This is a genomic window from Jeongeupia wiesaeckerbachi, assembly GCF_050916355.1.
GTDB lineage: Bacteria > Pseudomonadota > Gammaproteobacteria > Burkholderiales > Chitinibacteraceae > Jeongeupia > Jeongeupia wiesaeckerbachi.
In genome coordinates this window covers 2,184,908-2,203,689 of the sequence record NZ_CP136946.1, presented here as the reverse complement: position 1 = coordinate 2,203,689, position 18,782 = coordinate 2,184,908, and the positions used below count along the sequence as shown (strand labels likewise).

Here is an 18,782-nt window from a genome sequence, read left to right as displayed (position 1 = left end):
CCACAAATCAGTAAGAACTAAATAAGCAAACGCAGTTGTTTATTTGCGCTGGACAATGGCGCTACCGCCGCCATGACGCTTGGGTTCGCTGACTGCGGTCACGCTGCCGTCGTCGTTGAAGCCGAGCGCATTCGCCGCGCCGATCTGGTCGCTGCTCTCCCAGACATGGCCATAGGCCTCAAGCGCACGGGCTTCGTCGCTACCGATGAAGTTCAGCAGCGACTCGACCTGTACCTTGTCGCGGTTGCGCTGCGACATGCGCGGCGCGGCCAGTGCATCGGCCAGCGGCATGCCGAGATCGACGTGGTTGAAGACCGTCTGCAGCACCGTGGTGATGATGGTCGAGCCGCCCGGCGAGCCGAGCGCGAACGCCGGCTTGCCCTCCTTGAACACGATGGTCGGGCTCATGCTCGAACGCGGCCGCTTGCCCGCTTCGGGTACATTGGGATGCGGGCCGCTGAAATCGAAATCGGTCATCTCGTTGTTGAGCAGGAAACCGTAACCCGGCACGACGATGCCGCTACCGCCCCAGTCCTCGATCGTGAACGTATAGGCAACGACATTGCCGTCCTTGTCGCTGACGGTCAGGTGTGTGGTGTGCGCCGGCTCGGGCGCGCGTTTCGGTGCCGGCCATTGCGGTATCGACGGATCTTGTTGGAAGGCAAACGGATCTCCCTGAGTCGCCTTGCCGTGGTCCGCCTTCGGGTCGATCAACTTGGCGCGCTCGCGGGCGAAATCCTTCGAGATCAGCCCGGTCACCGGCACATCGACATACTCGCCGTCGGCCACATAGGCATTGCGGTCGGCAAACGCCAGCCGGCTGGCTTCGAGGTACAGGTGCTGCGCCTGCGCGCGCGTCATGCGCGAGAAGTCGAAGGTTTCGAGAATGTTCAGCGCCTCGGCGATCGCAATGCCGCCCGACGACGGCGGCGGCATGCCGTAGACCTCGTAGCCGCGGTAGGTCGACACGATGGGCTGACGGAAGCGCGCTTCGTAGTCCTTGAGATCGGCCAGCGTCATCGCGCCGGCGATCACCTTGGTGCCGTTGCTGGCCGGCGGCAGGTTGACCGCGTCGACGACCGCCTGGGCGATCGGGCCTTCATAGAAAGCGTTGACGCCGCCCTTGGCGATCGCGCGGTAGGTTTTCGCCATGTCCGGATTGCGGAATGCCGTGCCGACCGGCAGCGCCTTGCCGTCCTTCAGGTACAGCTTGCTGGTCGAACTGAATCGGGCGAACTTGGCCTCGTTCAGCGCGCTGATGCGGTTGAAGTTCGGCTCGACCTTGAAACCCTGTTCGGCGATGCGGATGGCCGGCTTGAGCACTTGGGCAAAGCCCATCGTGCCGTAACGGTTCAAGGCTTCGTCCCAGCCGCGCACGGTACCGGGCACGCCGACGGCGATGCCGTTCGGCACGACGTCGGCCCACTCGAGCGCCTTGCCGTCTTTCTGAAACACCGTCGGACTGAACGAGCGCGGCGCGCTCTCGCGATGATCGATGGTGATCACCCGCTTGTCCTTGGCCGAATAGATCATCATGAAGCCGCCACCGCCGACACCACAGCTGAACGGGTCGGTAACGCCCAGTGCCGCCGCCGCGGCAACCGCGGCATCGACGGCATTGCCGCCGGCATTGAGGATTTCCATCGCCGCCTTGCTCGCCGGCTCGGAAATCGTCGCCACCGCGCCGCCATGCCCGGTGGCCACCGGCTGCTTCGCCAGCGCGGCGAATGCCGCCATCATCAGAATACTGCCGAGCCATACCCTGTGCTTCATGCTGCCCCCGAAGGAAAACGGAGCTTTCATGCTAGCAGCAAGCTGACGGGGATTTTTATGATCGCTTACCCGTATGGTGGGTGATTCGGCCCACAACCGGAAACGCGCCAATCTGCTAAGGTAGCGCGCTGCCCAGCCCCAACCGGATACCCCGATGCGCCTGATCACCGCCCTGTTGCTCGCCCTCGCCCTGACCGCCTGCTCCAAGGTCAACAGCGAGAACTACCAGAAAATCACCACCGGCATGCAACGCGACGAAGTCGTGAAGCTGCTTGGCGAACCCAAGAGTACCGATGGCGGCAGCGTGTTCGGCATCAGCGGCGAAAGCGCGACCTGGCAAGGCAGCGATACGACAATTGCCATTCAGTTCATCAATGGCAAGGTCATGACCAAGAATCTGGAAAAGAAGTAAACACCGTTGCGCAGGCCGGCTCGCGCATCAGCAAGCCGGCTGCGCCTCGACCATCAGCGCGGATACACCACGTCGCGAATCTCGCGCAGGCCGATCAGTTTGAAGCCCCGCTCAGCGATGGCGTCGCGGAACAGCGGATCGGCGAACAGCGCCCGGTCACCGGTGCGCATACGCCAGTCGGCAGCGATCGCATGCAGCTCCGGCGTATCGTCGGCCGGATGGCCAACCAGGCAATGGACGCCGGCGCCGAGCGTATCGAGCCACTTGAGCGCCCACGCGCGGCGCTCGGCCAGCTCGAATGCCTCGTTGAACGGCAGCGCTTCGAAACGGTCGATCAGCACCGTTTCGCCAGCCGCCTCACGTGCGGCAATCTGGTCATACATCGTCTGCGCCGTCGCCTGATCGAGTACGCACCACTCGGCGATCTCGGCGGCACTCCAGCGTGGAATCAGCGGTGGCAAGCGATACTGGTGCGCCAGATCGAGATAGATCGGCAGCAACGCCGGACTGAACATCGTCAGCATGTGCGAATCAAGGTGGGTCAGATCGACGCCGGCGCCGAGCGCCCTTTCAATCTGCGCCGTCAGTTCGGCGCGTACCGCTTCGGGCTTGGCGTTCGCATGTGTCGGTATCGCGCGCGGGTGGAAGTAACCATCGGCATCGGTCAGGCCGGCCTCGGGGGCCGCGCGGGTGATCGGCGCCCAGCGATAGTGTTCCCATTCGCAGTTCAGCGTCTGATGCACGCCCAGGTCGGCGCGATCGCCGAGCGCCTTGGCCGCCAGTGCCGTAGACGGAAACCAGCTACAGGCCGGCATCGCCGACGCCGAAGTCATCAGGCCGAATTCGACCAGACTGGTCCACGCCGACACCGTGGCCTGACACATGCCGATATCGTCGGCATGCAGAATCAACAGACGCGCATCGGCATCGAAACCGAGTTTTTGCTGCAAGGTCATTGCGGGACTCCTGAGTGCGGAACGGTGCCGGTAGTATGCGCCCGCTGACCGCCCCAATCACCGCGCCGGATTCAACTGGGCAAGGCGTGCCAAGCGTCCGGTTCGGTCTTGCCCAGCAGCTCGCGCAGCAACGATTGCAGCCGCGCCAGATCGACCGGCTTGGGCAGGAAGGCGTTCATGCCGGCGTCACGACACATCTGCTCGCTATCCTGGTTGGCATTGGCGGTCAGCGCCACGATCGGCCAATCACGGCTGGCCGGATCGGCGCGCAAACGCCGGGTGGCCTCGATGCCATCCATCACCGGCATCTGCCAGTCCATCAGCACCAGATCAAACGGCTGGCTCGCCGCGAGCTTGAGCGCCTCGGCCCCGTTGGCGGCAATCGCCACCTCGTGGCCGAGCCGGTTCAGGAATACTTCGATCACCCGCTGGTTCACCGGGCTGTCCTCGGCCAGCAGGATGCGGCGCAGCGGCATCGGCTCAGGCTGCAGGCTCAGCGGCCGCGCCTCGAACGTCAGCGGATGCACCAGCAGCGCATAGAGCTGGCGAATCAGCACCGCATAGCCGATCACCGGCTTCTTCAGCCTGCGCTCGCCGGGCCGGGCGACGACGCCGGCGCTCCAGCACAGCAACAGTCGATGCTTGTCGGCCGGGATATCCGTTGCATAGGCCTCGTCGGCGATGACCAGTTGTGCCGAATGCGGGTCGACCCATTCGACGCCGCAGTCGCACAGGAACGCCTCGACATTGCTGCGATAGACGCTGGGCCCGAGCCAGGCAAAGCGCCGGCCGGCCAGAAAGGCGGTATCGGCGCCGAGCGGCAGCCAGTTGGCGCCCCAGCCGCTGGCATGGGCCGAGACATGGGCAGGCAAGGTGAACCAGAACGACGAGCCGGCACCGGGCACCGTGTGCACGCCGATCCGTCCGCCCATCAGCTCGACCAGCAGCTTGCTGATCGCCAGCCCCAGCCCGGTACCGCCATGCCGCCGCGTCGACCCCGACTCGGCCTGGAAAAAGCGCTGGAACAACGACGACTGCTTGTCGCTGGCGATCCCCTGGCCGGTATCGGTGACAACCACCCGCAAGCCGCCGTCCTCGTCGGTCGACAGCTGCACGCCGATCTGACCGCGGTCGGTGAACTTGATCGCATTGCCGACCAGATTGACCAGCACCTGCTTGAAGCGGACCGCGTCGCCAAGATAGCCGGGATCGGCGACCTGCTTGACGTCGAGCAGGAGGTCGAGCCTTTTTTCGGCCGCGCGCGCCGCGAGCATCGTACAGACCTCGGCGGTGACGGCGCGCAGGTCGAACGGTCTGGATTCGAGCGTGAACTTGCCCGACTCGATTTTCGAGTAATCGAGCAGGTCGTTGATCAGCGACATCAAGGTGTCGCCGGACTGCGCGATGGTATCGACGAAATCGCGCTGGTCGAGCGTCAGCGGCGTATCGCCGAGCAGTTGCAGAAAGCCCAGCATGCCGTTCAACGGCGTGCGGATTTCGTGGCTGATCGTCGCCAGAAAAGCGCTCTTGGCGTGGCTGGCCGCCTCGGCCTCGTCGCGCGCGCTCGCCAGTTCCTGCGTCTGTTGCGACAACCGCGTATTCAGCGCACGCATCTCGGCCTCGACCCGCTTGTTGCCGATGAACTGCGAGACGATAGACGCGAACAGCTTCAGCACTTCGCGCTGGTAAGGCTGTAGTGGCCGGCGGCGCAGGAAGTTGTCGGCGGCGATCCAGCCGATCATCCTGTCGTCGATCCACAGGCCGATCATCGCGTTCCAGCCGCGGCCGACGACGACCTTGTCGTAGTACAGCGCCGCATCCTCGTTGACGACCACCTCACCGGGGCGGCGACGGCTCTCGTCGAGCATCATGTGCTGCGGCAAGGTGCTGAGGAACCAGCGCTCGTCGATGACCTCGCCGTTGTTGTTGGTGCCATAGGTGCCGCGCATTTCGTTGCGTTCGTCGTCGGCCTCGAAAATCGCCATCCGGTCGATGTCGAGTTCGGCCAGCCCCAGCGTCACCGCGCGACAGTACAGCGCGTCGAGATCCGGCGCTTCGGCCAGCTGCAAGGTCACCTGATGCAGCCGCTGCAGCAGGCCGCGGTAATCCTCGGCCCGGGCGAGGCTGGCCTGCAGCTTGCCGGTCATCTCGTCGAGCGATCGGCTCTGGCCGTCGAGCACGGTGGCCCAGCGCTCGGCGACCAAGGCCGCCAGCGCCTCGCATTCGCGCCGGAACGACACCGAGCCGACCAGTCCCTCGGTCATCGCCAGCGAGGTGAATTCGACGTGCAACAGCCCGGCAAGCCGTCCTTGCGACACCAGCGGCAGCAGCAGGCGGTAGCGGTGCAGGCCATCGCTGCTTGCATCGTCCCAGATTTCCGCCGCCTGATAGTCGATCGTGCGGATCGACGTTTCCGGTTTGTTCAGTTGCCACACCAGTTCGTCGACCGGCAGGCCGAAGAAACTTTCGGGCAGTTGCGGCTCGGCAAACGACAGCGCGCGCTGGCCGGCGACCGCCTGCGCGTGGACGCGCGGCTCACCGACTTCGGGCAGGATCAGGAAGACGCGCGAGGCATCGAACGCGCTCAGCGTGGCGTCGACGACGGCAAGCGAAAACAGCTCCCAGCTGTCTGCCTGAACAAGTGCATCAAACTGGAAATGGGATTTTCGGCTCATAGCTTACATACGCACCAAGTTATCGCCGGATCATCATAAACAAGCCGCGCCAGACGGCCGCGCCGATCATGCTTGCCCGCGTATAATCGTCGGTTTTCCTGCCATTTACGCAACATGTCGCATCCTATCGCTCGCATCGAATCACTCGACCACGAAGGTCACGGCGTGGCCCACGTCGATGGCAAAACCATCTTCATCGACGGCGCCCTGCCGTTCGAAACGGTCAGCTACCAGAGCTACCGCAAGAAGCCGAACTTCGAGAACGCCCAGGCGCTCGATATCCACAACGACAGCTTCATGCGCACCAACCCGAAGTGCCCGCACTTCGGCGTCTGCGGCGGCTGTTCGATCCAGCACATGGAGTTCGGTGCCCAGGTCGCGGCCAAGCAGCGCATTCTCGAAGACAATCTCGAGCGCATCGGCCATGTCGAATCGGAAACCAGCCTGCCGGCGATCTACGGTACACCGTGGGGCTACCGCCATCGCGCCCGGTTGTCGGTACGCCACGTCGCCAAGAAAGGCGGCGTGCTGGTCGGTTTCCACGAAAAGCGTTCGCGCTACATCGCCGACATGACCGAATGCCACGTGCTGGTGCCGCATGTCGCCAAGCAGTTGCCGGCGCTGCGCGAGCTCGTCGCCAAGCTGTCGATCGTCACGCAGATGCCGCAGATCGAAGTCGCCGTCGGCGAGAACGTCACCGTGCTGGTGTTCCGCAATATGGTCGACATCACCGCCGACGACGAAGTGCACTTCAAGGCCTACGCCGACGCGTGGAATGTACAGATCTGGTTGCAACCGAAGGGCCCGGACACCGCCTACCCGCTGTATCCGAAGGACGCGCCGCCGCTCAGCTACACGCTGCCCGAGTACGGCATCGAGATGCCGTTCAAGCCGACCGAGTTCACCCAGGTCAACCACGCGGTCAACCGGGTGATGGTCGAGCGCGCGATCAATCTGCTCGACCCGCAGCCGGGCGAGGTGATCGCTGACATGTTCTGTGGTCTCGGCAACTTCACGCTGCCGATCGCCCGTCGCGGCGCCAAGGTGCTCGGCATGGAAGGCAGCAAGCAGTTGGTCGAGCGCGCGTTCGAAGGCGCACGCCACAACCGGCTTGAATACATGACCGACTTCACTGTCGCCAACCTGTTCGAGATGACCGAGGAATGGCTGAACAAACTCGGCCGCTTCGACAAGATGCTGATCGATCCGCCGCGCGACGGCGCCATCGATCTGGTCAAGGCCATCAGCGCCGAACACGGCCCGCAGCGCATCGTCTACGTCTCGTGTAGCCCGTCGACGCTGGCGCGCGACGCCAACGTGCTCGTCAACGTCAAGGGCTATACGCTCAAGGCGGCCGGCGTGATCAATATGTTCCCGCACACCGCGCACGTCGAATCGATCGCCTGGTTCGAAAAGACCGGCCCGGGGATGAGCCGCGAGGAAGTCGCCGCGATGGAAGCCGCCGAAGCCGCGCTGCGCGATGCGGTGAAGGCCGAGCAAAAGGCCGCCGCCGAACTCGCCAAGGCCAAGCGCGCCGCGAAGGAAGCCGAACTGGCCGAAGCCCGCGCGGCCAAGTTGATCGAGAAGGAAGCGCGCCGCGCCCACTACCTCGCCAACCGCGTGGTGCAGGACGACGACGCGCAGTAAGCATCGGCGTCGCCGTTCAAGACACTGCCCGCTTCGGCGGGCAGTGTCGTTTCCGGCCGGCGGCAATCGGCATGCGGTGTCCCCCTAATGGACAGCGCTCGCAGCAGGCATATGCTGATTTCATCAGGGCGTCAGTTTCTCACCCAGGAATTTGCTTTCTGGAAAATGACATCCGTGTCGACCGCATCATCCCCGACATGACGGCGCGCGTTGCCACTCGCCGCAACCGCCTCGAACCGGTGTGGAAATAGCCCGGCGGCTTCGACGCAGACGAGCTGACTGATCGCCATGCAGCATCGCAGGCCGCCGCCCTGTGCCGCGTCGACGCGACGATCGCCGGACGATGCCTCATGCTGCACTGCGACTGCATTGCCACTGAAGGAGATGCCATGAACCGCTATCAACTGCTCGACGAAGCCAAGGCTGCGCGCGAAAAAGCCTATGCGCCGTACTCACGCTTTCTGGTCGGCGCGGCCTTGCTCACCCACGACGGCCGGGTCTTCCACGGCTGCAACGTTGAAAACGCCTCGTACGGGCTGTGCAACTGCGCCGAGCGCACCGCGCTGTTCGCCGCCATCGCCGCCGGTTGTCGCCCGGGGGATTTCGCCACGATCGTCGTGGTCGGCGATACCGAGGGGCCGATCGCGCCGTGTGGCGCCTGCCGTCAGGTGATGATCGAACTCGGCACGCCGGCGCTGGAGGTCGTACTGATCAATCTCAAGGGCGACACCGAGGTCACCAGCGCGGGCGCACTGCTGCCCGGCGCTTTTTACCTTGACCCGAATGCCGACAGGCTTGGCGACGTGGCGCTCTGACGTGGGCAGTACTCTGATCGGCAGCCCGCGCTGAAACCGTCAGCGTCGACCGCTAAATCGGCGCTGCAACCCCATCCCGGCCAGCATCGCCAGCACGAAGACCAGCGCCTGCGGCGCACCGGCGCTGAACGCCACCAAGGCCGGACCCGGGCAGATGCCGGCCAGCCCCCAGCCGATGCCGAACATCACGCCGCCGGCGATCAGTCTGGCATCGACGACCGTCGACGCCGGCAACTGCATCGCCTCACCAAGCAGCGAGGCCGTTCGGCGCTTCGCCAGACCGAAACCGGCCAGCCCGACACCGATTGCGCCAGCCATTACCACGGCCAGCGACGGATCCCAGCGTCCGGCCAGATCCAGAAAGCCGAGTACCTTGGCCGGATTGGCCATCCCCGACACGATCAGCCCCAAGCCGAACAACAGGCCGGCGAGCCCCGCGGTCAGATTCAGCATGTCAGGCTCCGATCAGATGACGCATGACGAACACGGTTGCGAAACCGGCGCCCATAAAGGTCAGCGTCGCCGCCAGCGAACGCGGCGACCGCCGCGACAGGCCACAGACGCCATGGCCGCTGGTGCAGCCAGAGCCCAGTCGGGTGCCGAAGCCGACCAGCAGGCCGGCGGCGACCAGCGTCCCCCACCCGGCATCGAACTGCATCGGCGGCAGCGCACTCACGCTCCGGTACAACCACGGCGCGGCCAGCAGGCCGCCGACAAAGGCCAGACGCCAGCCCGTTTCGCCCCGCTGCAGCAGCCCGCCGACAATGCCGCTGATGCCGGCAACCCGTCCGTTTGCCAGCGCCAGCAGGCTGGCGGCCAGCCCGATCAGCGCCCCACCGGTCAGCGCGCTCCATGGTGTAAAGACATACCAATCGATCATCAGACATCCTCCTCGGGGCAAAACTGCTGGTAGAGCGTACCGATCACGGCGATCGCGGCCGCATTGGCTAGGCTGTAGAACACCTGCTTGCCGTCTTTGCGGGTCTGCACCAGCCCGGCCCGCCGCAGAACACCCAACTGCTGCGACAGCGTCGGCTGTTGGATGCCGAGTTCGGTCTCAAGCTGGCCGACATTGCGTTCGCCCTGCGCCATCTGGCACAGCAGCAGCAGCCGGTCTTCGTTAGCCAGCGTTTTCAACAGGTCGACGGCACGGCCTGCGGCCATCCGCATCGCGGCAAGATCGGGAGATTCGGGTGCCATGATGCACGGCCTCCTTGGGGTCACTGGCAAAACAATATAAACGAATATTATATATATTAATATATTGAAAATCGACAACGAGGCCACGATGACCGGAATGCAAAGCCCCCACATCGAAAGTTTTCATGACACGACCACCGGCACCATCAGCCACCTTGTCTTCGACCGCATCGGCGGCAGCGCCGCGATTGTCGATCCGGTCCTCGACTACGCGGCAAACGCGGGCCGCATCCGCCATGACTCGGCCCAGCGACTGCTCGATGCGCTCGAAGCCCGCTCGCTCAAACTGGTCTGGATACTCGAAACCCACGCCCATGCCGATCATCTGTCGGCGGCGGCGTGGCTGCGCGAGCGTGCCGGCGGCCGCATCGCGATCGGCAACCGCATCGGCGACGTGCAGCGGGCCTTTGCCAGCCTGCTCGACTTCGACGCCGACACCGCGCTCGACGGTAGCCAGTTCGACCGGCTGTTCGCCGACGGCGAGCCCTTCCAGGTCGGCGAACTCGAGGCCGAGGCGCTGTTCGTACCGGGCCACACGCCGGCCGATCTCGCCTACCGGATCGGCGATGCGGTCTTCGTCGGCGACACGCTGTTCATGCCCGACGTCGGCACCGCGCGCTGCGACTTTCCCGGTGGCGATGCCGGCGCACTGTATGACTCGATCCAGCGGCTGTTCGCGCTGCCGCCGCAAACCCGGCTGTACCTGTGCCACGCCTATCCGCCGGCCGGCCGCGCGCCGCAGAGCGCGTGTACCGTCGCCGAGCAGCGCGCCAGCAATATCCACCTGCGCGACGGCATATCCCGCGCGGCCTTTGTCGCACTCAGGCAGCAGCGCGATGCAACGCTCGACATCCCGCTGCTGATGCTGCCGGCGATCCAGGTCAACCTGCGTGCCGGCCAGCTCCCCGCGCCCGAAGGCAATGGCACCCGCTACCTGAAAATTCCGCTCGACCAGCTGTAATACCATCAAGCGGCAACAGCGCACCTTTGAACGCGCGGGCCGCCGTGCCCGCCCCGCGAGGGTCCGGCTGCCGGGCGATGCCGCACACGGCTCGCTGAAAGCCGCACTTTTCGGCTACAATTTTCACCTTTACGCCCCCGAATTCGCAGGAGAACACCTATGTCGATGGCTGACCGCGACGGCGTCATCTGGTATGACGGCAAACTGGTCCCGTGGCGCGAAGCGACCACGCATGTGCTGACCCACACCCTGCATTACGGCATGGGCGTGTTCGAAGGCGTGCGTGCCTACGAAACCGACAAGGGCGCGGCGATTTTCCGGCTGCAGGATCACACCGACCGGCTGTTCAACTCGGCCAAGATCCTCGGCATGAACCTGCCGTTCGGCAAGGAAGAGCTGAACGACGCGCAGCTGGCCGTTGTCCGTGAAAACAAGCTGGCGTCGTGTTATCTGCGCCCGATGGCCTTCTATGGCTCGGGCAAGCTCGGCGTCGCGCCGCCGGCCAACGACGTGCACATCATCGTCGCCGCCTGGCCATGGGGTGCTTATCTCGGCGCCGAAGGCATCGAGCGCGGTATCCGCGTCAAGACCTCGAGCTTCACCCGCCATCACGTCAACATCACGATGTGCAAGGCCAAGGCCAACGGCAATTACATGAACTCGATCCTCGCCAACACCGAAGCGGTGCGCGACGGTTACGACGAAGCGCTGCTGCTCGACGTCGACGGCTACGTGGCCGAGGGCTCCGGCGAGAACATCTTCGTCGTGCGCAAGGGCAAGCTGTACACGCCGGACCTGACCTCGTGCCTCGACGGCATCACCCGCAACACGGTGTTCGAGATCGCCACCGAAATGGGCCTGCAGGTGATCGAGAAGCGCATCACCCGCGACGAGATCTACATCGCCGACGAAGCGTTCTTCACCGGCACCGCCGCCGAAGTCACGCCGATCCGCGAACTCGACAACCGTGAAATCGGCGCCGGCTCGCGCGGCCCGATCACCGCGGAAATCCAGAAGCGTTATTTCGACATCGTCCAGGGCCGCGACGCCAAGCGTGCCGAATGGCTGACGCTGGCCTGATTCAGGAACACCAAGATGCAACAACACGAAAACACCCAGACCCAGATCGAAGTCACCGCCCACGATCTGCCGCTGCACTGTCCGATGCCGAACATGGTGTCGTGGAATTCGCACCCGCGCGTGTTCATCGACCTGGCCAAGACCGGCGAAGGCCTGTGCCCGTACTGTGGTACCCACTATCGCCTCAAAGCCGGCGAAGTCATCAAGGGCCACTAAGCTAAGCGATTGAGCCGCTGCGCCTGTGCAGCTCGTTTTCGTCCGATGCTCGAAATCCTCATGGACTTGCATGTCCATTCCGGTTTCCGCGCTTCGGGCGCAAACGATCTGCTTTGGCTCGCTGGCCCACTCGCTCAGCTTCCTGCCTTGGACACATCGACAAAGCGGCGCATGCGCCGCTTTGTCGTTTGTGGCATCAACATGCGGAACGCAACATGAGCGTGATCGATACTTCGAATGCCGAACACTACCAATGGGGTGGTGGGTGCGACGGCTGGCATCTGGTGCAGCAAGCCGGGTTGTCGGTCATCGAGGAACGCGTGCCGCCCGGCGGCGCTGAGGCACGTCATGCCCATGCCCGAGCGCGGCAGTTTTTCTACGTGCTCGACGGCGCGCTGACGATCGAAGTCGATGGCATCGTCCATCGGCTGGTGGCGCGGCAAGGGCTCGAGATCGCGCCGACACTGCCCCACCTTGTTGCAAACCGTGGCGACGTCGACGCGCGCTTCCTGGTCGTTTCGCAGCCGCCATCGCACGATGACCGCGTGCCAGTACCGCTTACCGAGAGTTGTTAACGATGAAGCAAATCCTGATCGTCGCGCCCGCCTGGGTCGGCGACGCCATCATGGCGCAGCCGCTCTACGCCGAACTGCAGCGCCAGCATCCCGGCATCGCCATCGACGTGCTCGCCCCGGCGTGGACACGGCCGGTGCACGCGCGGATGCCGGAGATCCGCAATGCGATCGACAACCCCTTCGGCCATGGCGAACTGGCGCTGAAAAAGCGCTGGGCGATCGGCCGCGAGCTGAAGGCGCGCGGCTACGATCAGGCGATCCTGCTGCCCAATTCACTGAAGAGCGCGCTGGTGCCGGCCTTTGCCGGCATCCCTGTCCGCACCGGCTGGCTCGGTGAATCGCGCTACGGCCTCTTGAACGACTGGCGCCGGCTCGACAAGGATCGCTATCCGAAAATGGTCGAACGCTTCGTCGCGCTGGCCGTGGTCGATGGCGCGCCCTTGCCGGCTGGCCGCCACTTTCCGCAGCTGAAAATCGACCCGGCCGCGCGCGCGGCAACGCTGGCCAAGCTCGGCCTCGATACCGCCAAGCCCATCGTCGCCTGTTGCCCGGGCGCCGAATACGGCCCGGCCAAGCGCTGGCCGGCGCGGCACTTCGCCGAATTCGCCCGCCAGCGGATGGCGCGCGGCGAGCAGGTCTGGCTGTTCGGCTCGAACAAGGATGCCGAGATCGCCGGCGAAATCGAGGCGCTGGCCCCGGGCGTGATCAACCTCGCCAGCCGCACCAGCCTGGCCGAGGCGATCGACTTGATGAGCCTGGCCATGGTCGCCGTCTGCAACGACTCGGGGCTGATGCACGTCGCCGCGGCGTTGAATGTGCCGCTGGCCGCCGTCTACGGCTCGTCCAGCCCCGGCTTCACTCCGCCGCTGACCGACCACGCCGAGATCGTCTCGCTGCAATTGTCGTGCTCGCCGTGCTTCAAGCGCACCTGCCCGCTTGAACATATGAACTGCCTGAACCAGCTCGACGCCGAGCGCGTCGATGCGGCGGTCGAACGGCTGGTTTCCCCGCCGCCGCCCCGATAGCGGCGGTCGACAGCAAGGCCGCTTGCCGCGGCATCAGGCCAGTAGCGGCGCGCTGCGCTGCCAGACCCAGACGATCGCAAACGCACCAATCGCGATCGATCCGCCATACAGCGCGGCCGACTTGAAGCCGCGCTCGCGCCGGTACAGGTACAGCACCGGCAACACCAGCAGCACCAGCGCCAGCTGACCACATTCGATCCCGATATTGAAACCCGCCAGTGCCACGGCCAGATGCGCCGGAGGCAGTGCCATGCCGACAAGCACGTTGGCAAAGCCAAAGCCGTGGATCAGCCCGAATACAAAGGCCACCAGCCACAAACGTCGCTGCACGACCGGATACAGATTGTTGAGCGCCGTCAGCAAGATGGTAATGGCAATGCCGATTTCGACCACCGCGCCCGGCAGGCTGATGAGCTTGAACGTCGCCAGACTCAGCGTGATGGCGTGCGCGGCGGTAAACGCGGTGACGATGCGCAGCAGCTCGACCAGCACCGGCCGTACCGAGCCCACCGGCTGCCAGCCCCGACCACTGGCAACCCACGACGCCGGCAGCAGCAAGGCAATCAGGAACAGCGCGTGATCGACACCGCGCCAGATATGCCAGACGCCTTCGAGCATGAAATCGCCGAGCACGCTGAGCAGCGACTTGCCCTGCAGCTCGAGCACCTCCTCCGGGTGCTCCAGACCGAGAATCGCCGTGGCAATCGCCCCGTCGTTGACCACCTGCACCAGCCCCTTGTGCAGGGTGTCCAGATCGGCAAACAGCCGGTAGCCGATGCCCAGCCCTGTCGGCGGCTGCGCGCAGCGGGCGTTGAACATCAGCACCGCATAGGCGCCGTCGGTGTGGTGATCGATCAGCATATCTCGCGGCTGCAGCCCGCATGCCTGCCCGCCGGCGCTCAGCGCCAGCCGCGCCAGCGCGTAGCTGCCGATGTCGCGCTCGCGCACCTTGATCTCGCCCCAGGTCAGCTGGCCGTTGCCGTCGGCATCGAGCAGCAGCGCGTTGTCCAGATCGCGTAGCGCGATATCCCAGCGCCCTTGCACCGTCTGGCCCTGCACGGTCAGCGTCAGATAGCTGTCGCTCGGTTTGTGCGCCAGCGCCAGCGGCGGGAGCAGCAGCAAACAGCAGCCCAGCAGCAGGCCGATCCAGCGCGGCATCATGATCGTGCCCTCGCGGCCGGCTTGCCCTGCAAGCTGTGCTGCAGCGCCAGCAAGGCCGGCGCGCGCAAGCGGGCCGTGGCCAGCCATTCGAGCGCCGGACGCGCCGCCGCCGGCTGGCGGGCGGCCAGCGCGGCGGCCAGGAGAATGCGGCAATCGGCGACCTCCTTCTGCACCGCCCAGTTGGCCTTCGCCAGCTGCAGCGCCGCTTCGGCCTGATTCAGCAGCACAAGGCGGAACATCGCCTCCTCGCGCAGATGCACCCGGTCGCCGCGTTCGGCCGCGGCGGCAAAGCGCGCCTGCAGCTCGGCGATATGGGTTCGGGTGTTGGCGTCGCCCAGTTGCTGCTCGGCCATGGTCAGCCGCAACAGCAGGTTGTCATTGCGCGCGTCGCCCGCCAGCAAGGCGATGACCTCGCGCGGTCGGCGGTGCTCAAGCAGAAAGTCCGCCATTGCCGTTTTCAGGTAGGCGTCATCCGGATGGGCGCGCAAGCCCTTGCGAAAGGCGTCCTCGGCCTGACCGGCCAGCCCCAGCGAGGCAGCGGTTTCGCCGATGCTGGCCATCACCCACGCATTCGCTGCATCCCCGTCACCGGCCTGTGCAGCCATTCGCCGCAGCAAGGCCAGCGCCTGCTCAGGCTGACCGCTGACCGCGCTGACATTGGCCAGACACACGCCGGCCAGCGCGGCATTCTGCAGCAGCATCGCGCCACAGCTTTGCCGGGCGTCGGCGTATTTTCCCTGCACTTGAAGGATGCCCGCGCGCATCAGCAAGGCCTGCGGATCACCGGGTGATTTGCGCATTGCGCTATCCAGACTGGCGAGCGCCGCGGCAAACCGGTGATTGCTTTGTTGCACGCTGGCATGCAGCAGCAGCGCCGTTGCCGGCGGGTCACGGCCGTTCAGCCACGGCGCGATCAGCGCATCGGCCTGGCCGAGATCACGCGGATCGCCGTCTCGGCGAAAGCGCTTCAGGTGCAGCCCGGCCAGTTGCCCGGCAATGGCGAAATCGGTCGGCGCGGCGTTCAGTTGCAAGCGCAGTCGGGCGATCCCGGCATTCAGCGCATCGTTATCGCGCCGGGGCAGGATTTCGATGACCTGCGCATCAGCATGCGGCCGGAACGGCTCGGCCCTTGCCGACGGTATACCCAGCAGGCACAGCAGCAGTCCGCAATGAACAAGCACATGCCGCATCATGATTGCCCCCACTGCCGGTCGGCCAGGCTCAGCACCAGCACGCCAATGGCCACGGTCCAGCTGCCGGCCACGCGCAGCGCCACGGCAACCCAGCCCCGGCGCGGCAGTGCATCGCCGGCGGCCATCAGATACGCCAGCGCCAGAAACGCCACGATCACGATGCCGGGAACAAAGGCACTCGCCAGCATCTGCCCTTCGATCGCCGCGCCGTTGGCAATGCCGAAAGCCAGGCCGGCAGACGCCTCCACCCCGCCCAGCAGCACGCGCGGCAAGGGCCGGGCCAGCGCCAGCAACACGCCGGTGACAATGGCGCTCACCACATTGACGGCATACCAGTACGGCGGCGCCGGCCAATACTGCGCCAGCACCGCCCCCGCCAGCACCGCAAGCGGAAACACCGCCAGCAGAAAGGCCGCACGCTGGCGACCGTTCTGGCCCGCGAGCAGGCCCAGCGCCAGCAGCAGCATCACATGTTCGGGCGACGTCAGCGGATGCAGGGCGCCGGCATAGAAATCGCCGGCACCGGCAAAGGCCGCGTGGGCGTTCGCCATCGCCGGCCACAGTCCCGGCAAAAGCAGCGCGGCAAGCGTCGGAACGTGGCGCATGGTCAGCCCGCGATCGCGAGATTGAGGAAATACACGCCGCCCAGCGCAATCGCCGTGCCGCCGAATCGCAGCGCGTAACGGCCGGCTCGCCACTGGTACAGCACGCCCAGGGCAATCCCGCAGGCATGCAGCAGCCCGGTCGCCAGGACGAAGCCGACGGCAAAGGTCAGCGGGTTGGCCGATTCGGGCAGCTCGGCACCGTGCGCATAGCCGTGGCAGATCGCGAACAGCGCGACGATCACGCCGGCCAGCCATAACGGTGGCCGCAGCGCGAAGGCGATCATCGCGCCGAGCACCAGCGCCGACAGCGCGATGCCGACTTCGACCCCTGGCAGCGATAGGCCCAACACGCCCATGACCCCGCCAACGGTCATCACCAGCGGAAACGTCACCGGCAGCATCCAGATGGCCGGGCGCCCCAGTTGTGCACCCCAGATCCCGACCGCCACCATGGCGATCACGTGATCCAGCCCCGAAACCGGATGCAGGAATCCGGTCCTGAATCCGCCGGACAGATCACCCAGACCGACGTGGGCCATCGCCGCGGCCGGCAGCCCCATCAACAAAAGCAACAACAGCGTGCGAAGTGTTTGGTACGGCATGAGCGACGTCCCCCCTGTTCAGTGTTCCGACGCTCGCGGGCCGGTGCCGGCCCGCAAGCGGCTTACTTCAGCACCGCCGGCGCTTGGGTTTCGTTGCTGTCGTACGCCACCAGCGCCGACGGATCCACCGCCTTGGGCTCGGCGGCGTCAACCTCGTCGACGGGTCGGGCGATCTGCGCGGCAGCCTCGGCCATCACCCCGGGCGGCGAGTCGGGATCGTCGACGGCCACCGCCGAGGCCTCGTTGCCGCCACTGCTTCCGCCGCCGCAAGCAGCCAGCAACACCGTGGCGATCAGCACGGTCAGATAAGCTTGGGTTTTCATGATCGCCTCCTCACTTGGTGTTCGGGTTCGGCGAGCCCGGCAGCGGGTCCTTCAAATACGGAAAGGCCGCGTCGAACTGGCTGTCGTTGACCAGCGCACCATCGGTGAAGTCGATCGCGCCGGACGGCGCGTCCTCCGGCTTGCAGCCGAGGCTCAGCTTGCACAGCCGCCCCATCGCCACACGCAGCTCGATATCGACCACATCGTCACCGGGGCGACGGCCGTTCGGGAAGCCGGCATTGTCACCGCCGATCACGCCGAGCCGGTTCTGCCCGCCCTTGGCCGCGACCGGGGTCGTGGTGTTGAGCCGCAGCATTTCCGAGGCCTTGACGTTGGCCGGCTGGTTCAGCCCCGGCACACCGGTCAGGCATGCGGTGACGAGGTCGTTGCGCGGAAAATTGGTCGGCGCTTTCACCCCGGCGCTGCCGAAGAGGATTTCCAGCAAGGCCGGTAAGGCCGGGTTGGTCACATAGTCGGCAAATTGGCCGTCATCCTGCGGCTTGCTGGCGTTGAAACGGTCTTTGTCCTTCAGCCCGATCACCACCTCGTTCACCAGCGGCATGCCCAGCCGCGACACCTGCGACCAGGCCCCGCCCTCCTTGCTGGCGGTGTTGAAGCCATTGGGCTGGCTGTTCAACAATCGCCCCTGGCGCAGGCTGGCGGTCGTCCAGGCGCCGATGACGCTTTCGCTGCCTGCGGTCAGACAGGCGATCGGCACTTCCAGCGCGATCGTGGTGATGTTCTTACTGCCGAGCACGTTCAGGCCCTTGTCCTCGGCACCGGCATCGAAGGCCGTCGCCGGCGCCTTGATGTTGACGAGGTCGAAGGTTTCGCCAAGGTTGACGCCGAAGCCTTCCTTGCGCTGGCCGACGAATACGCGACCGGCGGTAGTGCAACCGGGCAGATTGATCGGGTAGATGTGCTTTTTCGCGTAGCCCGGGTAATCGGGAATCGATTTGTTGCCGATATTGTCGACCGGCTTCTCGAAGCTGCCGGCCGGCGCGCGCGCTCCGCCACGCCGATCACCGCGAACCACGGTCACCGAATAACTTTCGCTGACATTGAGCGTGGCTGGATTCACGTCGCCGATCTGGCCGATATTGGTCAGCGGCACCGACACCTGCTTGCCGCCGACCGGCACGGTCAGATTCTTGAACGTCTGCTTGAAACGGAACTGGAAGCTCAGGTCTTCCTTGCCGTCACCGTTGTTGTCGACGTGGATTTCGTACAGCGCCTCGGGGTCGAGGGTGAAATAGTTCGGCCCGCCATAGGCGTCCTGTAGCGGGCTGTAGTTGGCCAGAAAAGTAACGAAGCCATCGCGTCCCGGCTCGTAGCTGCGGAAGGCGTAGAAGTCGGTGCCGTCGACCTTGGGAAACCGGGTAATGAACGGCGCCTCGCGATGGCTCGACGCCACGGCAAGGTCGCTTACTCCGGTCAAGGCAATCAGTATCAGCGCCGGATAACAGGCCAGCTTTCGATTCAGCATTTTTATCGCTCCTGCTCAAGGTGTGTGGCAAGCAGCGACAGTCGCCGCGCCTGCTGTGTCGTAGCTACGCGGGCGCA

General features: G+C 65.3%; 20 protein-coding genes. 8 read left to right on the top strand and 12 right to left on the bottom strand.

Annotated features, from left to right (window positions below; genetic code table 11):
• Positions 1–39: 39 nt before the first annotated feature.
• Positions 40–1,773, bottom strand: coding sequence for a gamma-glutamyltransferase (gene ggt, locus R0382_RS10740; RefSeq protein WP_432719584.1), 1,734 nt, complete (start codon positions 1,771–1,773; stop codon positions 40–42).
• A 154-nt stretch (positions 1,774–1,927) separates the two neighbouring features.
• On the opposite strand from ggt, the gene R0382_RS10735 reads away from it, so the two are divergent.
• Positions 1,928–2,185 (top strand): DUF3862 domain-containing protein, encoded by a 258-nt coding sequence (locus tag R0382_RS10735; protein ID WP_432719583.1) that lies wholly within the window; start codon positions 1,928–1,930, stop codon positions 2,183–2,185.
• A 53-nt stretch (positions 2,186–2,238) separates the two neighbouring features.
• On the opposite strand, the gene R0382_RS10730 is transcribed toward R0382_RS10735, so the two are convergent.
• Both R0382_RS10730 and R0382_RS10725 read right to left on the bottom strand, forming a co-directional pair.
• A complete protein-coding gene (locus R0382_RS10730; RefSeq protein ID WP_432719582.1) occupies positions 2,239–3,141 on the bottom strand; it encodes a polysaccharide deacetylase family protein in 903 nt (300 codons plus the stop codon).
• 71 nt (positions 3,142–3,212) lie between these two features.
• On the bottom strand, positions 3,213–5,816 hold the full coding sequence (locus R0382_RS10725; protein ID WP_432719581.1) for an ATP-binding protein: 2,604 nt from the start codon (positions 5,814–5,816) through the stop codon (positions 3,213–3,215).
• Positions 5,817–5,930: 114 nt separating this feature from the next.
• Between R0382_RS10725 and rlmD the strand changes: the two genes are divergently transcribed.
• On the top strand, positions 5,931–7,463 hold the full coding sequence (rlmD, locus tag R0382_RS10720) for a 23S rRNA (uracil(1939)-C(5))-methyltransferase RlmD (protein WP_432719580.1): 1,533 nt from the start codon (positions 5,931–5,933) through the stop codon (positions 7,461–7,463).
• Positions 7,464–7,852: 389 nt separating this feature from the next.
• On the top strand, positions 7,853–8,278 hold the full coding sequence (locus R0382_RS10715) for a cytidine deaminase (RefSeq protein ID WP_432719579.1): 426 nt from the start codon (positions 7,853–7,855) through the stop codon (positions 8,276–8,278).
• Between the two features lie 39 nt (positions 8,279–8,317).
• On the opposite strand, the gene R0382_RS10710 is transcribed toward R0382_RS10715, so the two are convergent.
• From R0382_RS10710 to R0382_RS10700, 3 genes are read right to left on the bottom strand one after another with little or no spacing between them, the layout of a single operon-like run.
• A complete protein-coding gene (locus tag R0382_RS10710) occupies positions 8,318–8,731 on the bottom strand; it encodes a DUF6691 family protein (RefSeq protein WP_432719578.1) in 414 nt (137 codons plus the stop codon).
• Position 8,732: 1 nt separating this feature from the next.
• Positions 8,733–9,158 carry a YeeE/YedE family protein gene (locus R0382_RS10705; RefSeq protein ID WP_432719577.1) on the bottom strand — a complete coding sequence of 142 codons (426 nt, stop codon included), beginning with the start codon at positions 9,156–9,158 and terminating at the stop codon, positions 8,733–8,735.
• Positions 9,158–9,478 carry an ArsR/SmtB family transcription factor gene (locus tag R0382_RS10700; protein WP_432719576.1) on the bottom strand — a complete coding sequence of 107 codons (321 nt, stop codon included), beginning with the start codon at positions 9,476–9,478 and terminating at the stop codon, positions 9,158–9,160. Before R0382_RS10700 ends, R0382_RS10705 begins: the two co-directional genes overlap by 1 nt.
• Before the next feature lie 97 nt (positions 9,479–9,575).
• Between R0382_RS10700 and R0382_RS10695 the strand changes: the two genes are divergently transcribed.
• The 5 genes from R0382_RS10695 (at position 9,576) to waaF (ending at position 13,335) form a co-directional block, all read left to right on the top strand.
• Positions 9,576–10,439, top strand: coding sequence for an MBL fold metallo-hydrolase (locus R0382_RS10695; protein WP_432719575.1), 864 nt, complete (start codon positions 9,576–9,578; stop codon positions 10,437–10,439).
• Between the two features lie 159 nt (positions 10,440–10,598).
• Positions 10,599–11,519, top strand: coding sequence for a branched-chain amino acid transaminase (locus R0382_RS10690; protein WP_432719574.1), 921 nt, complete (start codon positions 10,599–10,601; stop codon positions 11,517–11,519).
• 15 nt (positions 11,520–11,534) lie between these two features.
• On the top strand, positions 11,535–11,735 hold the full coding sequence (locus R0382_RS10685) for a zinc-finger domain-containing protein (RefSeq protein WP_432719573.1): 201 nt from the start codon (positions 11,535–11,537) through the stop codon (positions 11,733–11,735).
• A 215-nt stretch (positions 11,736–11,950) separates the two neighbouring features.
• Positions 11,951–12,310: a cupin domain-containing protein gene (locus R0382_RS10680; protein ID WP_432719572.1), complete on the top strand. Its 360-nt coding sequence runs from the start codon at positions 11,951–11,953 to the stop codon at positions 12,308–12,310.
• 2 nt (positions 12,311–12,312) lie between these two features.
• On the top strand, positions 12,313–13,335 hold the full coding sequence (gene waaF / locus R0382_RS10675; RefSeq protein ID WP_432719571.1) for a lipopolysaccharide heptosyltransferase II: 1,023 nt from the start codon (positions 12,313–12,315) through the stop codon (positions 13,333–13,335).
• Positions 13,336–13,368: 33 nt separating this feature from the next.
• Here the strand turns inward: waaF and R0382_RS10670 are convergent, their stop codons facing one another.
• The 6 genes from R0382_RS10670 to R0382_RS10645 all read right to left on the bottom strand — a co-directional run bounded on the left by R0382_RS10670 (position 13,369) and on the right by R0382_RS10645 (position 18,705).
• Positions 13,369–14,496, bottom strand: a complete 1,128-nt coding sequence (locus tag R0382_RS10670; protein WP_432719570.1) for a HupE/UreJ family protein — start codon at positions 14,494–14,496, stop codon at positions 13,369–13,371.
• Positions 14,493–15,689, bottom strand: a complete 1,197-nt coding sequence (locus tag R0382_RS10665) for a hypothetical protein (RefSeq protein ID WP_432719569.1) — start codon at positions 15,687–15,689, stop codon at positions 14,493–14,495. Before R0382_RS10665 ends, R0382_RS10670 begins: the two co-directional genes overlap by 4 nt.
• Entirely contained in the window at positions 15,686–16,294 is a 609-nt protein-coding gene (locus R0382_RS10660) for a HupE/UreJ family protein (RefSeq protein ID WP_432719568.1), read from the bottom strand. Before R0382_RS10660 ends, R0382_RS10665 begins: the two co-directional genes overlap by 4 nt.
• A gap of 2 nt (positions 16,295–16,296) precedes the next feature.
• Positions 16,297–16,896, bottom strand: coding sequence for a HupE/UreJ family protein (locus R0382_RS10655; protein ID WP_432719567.1), 600 nt, complete (start codon positions 16,894–16,896; stop codon positions 16,297–16,299).
• 62 nt (positions 16,897–16,958) lie between these two features.
• The gene (locus R0382_RS10650; RefSeq protein ID WP_432719566.1) at positions 16,959–17,219 is read right to left on the bottom strand and encodes a hypothetical protein; all 261 of its coding nucleotides are present in this window, start codon (positions 17,217–17,219) and stop codon (positions 16,959–16,961) included.
• 10 nt (positions 17,220–17,229) lie between these two features.
• Positions 17,230–18,705, bottom strand: a complete 1,476-nt coding sequence (locus tag R0382_RS10645) for a DUF4331 domain-containing protein (RefSeq protein WP_432719565.1) — start codon at positions 18,703–18,705, stop codon at positions 17,230–17,232.
• Between the last annotated feature and the right edge of the window lie 77 nt (positions 18,706–18,782).